This is a genomic window from Falsiroseomonas oryzae (assembly GCF_027856955.1).
Classification (GTDB): Bacteria; Pseudomonadota; Alphaproteobacteria; order Acetobacterales; family Acetobacteraceae; genus Falsiroseomonas; species Falsiroseomonas oryzae.
The window spans coordinates 1-2,169 of record NZ_JAPSMD010000655.1 but is presented as its reverse complement, the minus strand read 5'-3'; the positions used below and the strand labels follow the sequence as shown (position 1 = coordinate 2,169).

3 protein-coding genes are annotated in these 2,169 nt (G+C 75.0%); 2 read left to right on the top strand and 1 reads right to left on the bottom strand.

Translation table 11 applies throughout. The features are described 5' to 3' along the window. On the bottom strand, positions 1-1,109 hold a 1,109-nt coding region (locus tag OZN99_RS30190; RefSeq protein WP_270938908.1), incomplete at its 3' end, for a hypothetical protein. A gap of 110 nt (positions 1,110-1,219) precedes the next feature. Here OZN99_RS30190 and OZN99_RS30185 point away from each other — a divergent pair. Together OZN99_RS30185 and OZN99_RS30180 are read left to right on the top strand one after the other, a co-directional pair. Beyond that, positions 1,220-2,005 (top strand): VIT1/CCC1 transporter family protein, encoded by a 786-nt coding sequence (locus OZN99_RS30185; protein WP_270938907.1) that lies wholly within the window; start codon positions 1,220-1,222, stop codon positions 2,003-2,005. A gap of 4 nt (positions 2,006-2,009) precedes the next feature. Further along, positions 2,010-2,169 (top strand): cation-transporting P-type ATPase (locus tag OZN99_RS30180; protein ID WP_270938909.1); only part of this gene is annotated, 160 nt, incomplete at its 3' end.

Here is a 2,169-nt window from a genome sequence, read left to right as displayed (position 1 = left end):
AGGTCGCGTGTCGCCGGCAGCGCGACCGCCGGGGCCAGCACCAGCGCCAGCGCCAGCCCGGGGGCAAGCCGCAGCCGCGCCGCCGCCCAGCCCGCCATCCGCACCAGCGCCAGCGCGCCGAAGGGCAGCAGCAGCAGGCTCCAGGTGCCGACCAGCCGCCAGGTGGCCGCCAGGCTCACCGCGGTGGTCGCCAGCATCGCCAGCCCCATCAGCGGAAGCGCCGCGACGAAGCCCAGCGCGAAGCCACGGATCGCCGCGTCCCGCCGCGCGAGCAGCACCAGCATCACCGCACCCGGCAGCGTCGCCGGGTTCCAGGCCAGTTCCTGCAGCAGCGGCTGGCCGAGCGGGTTCAGCACCAGCGACTGGCGCACCGAATCCTCGCCGGCGATGGCCTGGAACTGCTCGGGCGTGACGCCGAGCGTCGCGAAGCTGCCGTGCCACATCCAGTCGTTCACGATCCAGAAGACCGGGAAGGCCGAGAGGAGCACGCCCGCCGCCGACAGCGTGGCGAAGGACACGCGCTGCCCGCGCCACCACCGCCAGGCCAGCACCAGCCCCAGGCAGAAGGCGATGAACCAGGCCTCGTAGCGCACCGCGGTGGCCAGCCCGACCAGCGCGCACCCTGCCAGCAGCGTGCCGGCCGGCCCGCCCTGCAGCCAGGCCAGCACCCGCTCCGCCCCGGCGACCACCAGGACCAGCATGAGGATGTCCGCCATGGGAACGCTGCCGATCAGCAGCCGGTAGGGGGTGACGAGGGCCAGCAGCAGCGCCGCCAGCATCACCGGCGTCGTCCGGGAGAGGCGGGCCGTGAGGCCCAGCACGGCGGCCAGCAGTCCCAGCGCGAGCGCGATCGAGAACAGCCGCGGCACCCAGACCACGTCCTCGTGCAGCCATAGCGCCAGGCCGAGCAGGATGCGGTGCAGCGGCGGCCAGATCCAGGGCTCGAGCGCATTCGCCGGGGTCAGCGCGAGCGACATCAGCACCCGCGCCGCCTCGTCGTTCGACAGGCGGGAGAAGCCGGTGGCGAGCAGGCCGGCATGCAGCAGCACCGCGGCCGCCAGCCCGGCCAGCAGGAGGCGACGCGCGGCGCGCGGCAGGGTGGGCGGCATGTCCGAAACGTCCCCAGCGCCAATCGGTGCGTGACCGTATACGCCGTGCGCGTCATGCCGGTTCCGCGGTTGCGCCCGCGGCGCGATCACGCGACAGGGAGGGTGCCCCGGTGGCGCGCCCAAGCGCGCACCGCTACTCTCGCGCCATGCATGACGGACCCGCCACGGAGCCGACGCGCGACGGCCTGCCGCCGATGCCGCCCGGCCCCCCGCACGAGGAGAAGCACTTCACGCAGAACGCGACGGTGCGCGACCTGGTCATCGGCACCGCCGACGGCCTGACCGTGCCCTTCGCGCTCGCCGCCGCCCTGTCGGGCGCGGTGGCGGCGAACCCGCTGATCGTCACCGCGGGCCTGGCGGAGATCGCGGCGGGCTGCGTCGCCATGGGCCTCGGCGGCTACCTCGCCGCGCGCACCGACGCCGACCACTACGCCTCCGAGCGCGCGCGGGAGGAGGAGGAAAGCCGCCTCTACCCCGACCGCGAGAAATGGGAGGTCGCGGCGATCCTGCACCGCTACGGCGTGCGCGGGGAGGTGCTGCGCCAGGCGGTGGACGCCATCGCGAGCGACCGCCGCAAATGGGTGGACTTCATGATGCGCTTCGAGCTGGAGCTGTCGGAGCCCGACCCGAACCGCGCCGCGCGCTCTGCTGCCACCATCGGCGGCGCCTATGTGGTGGGCGGGCTGATCCCGCTGGTGCCCTACATGGTGTTCAGCAGCACCGGTCCGGCGCTGGCGCTGTCCTCCGCGCTGACCGGTGCGGCGCTGCTCGGCTTCGGCTGGCTGAAGGCCCGCGCCACCGGCCTGCCGCCGCTGCGCGGCGCGCTGCAGACATTCGCGATCGGCGGCGCGGCGGCGATCGTCGCCTATCTGGTGGCCTCGATCTTCGGACACTGACGCGATGCCCGCGCGGGAGCCGCAGGCGGTGCCGGCTTGGCACGCCCTGCCGGCCGCCGCGGCGCTGTCGGAGCTGGGGAGCGGCGCACAGGGGCTGTCCGCGGCGGAGGCCGCATCGCGCCTCGACCGGCACGGGCCGAACCGCCTGCCGGAGCCGCCGCGGC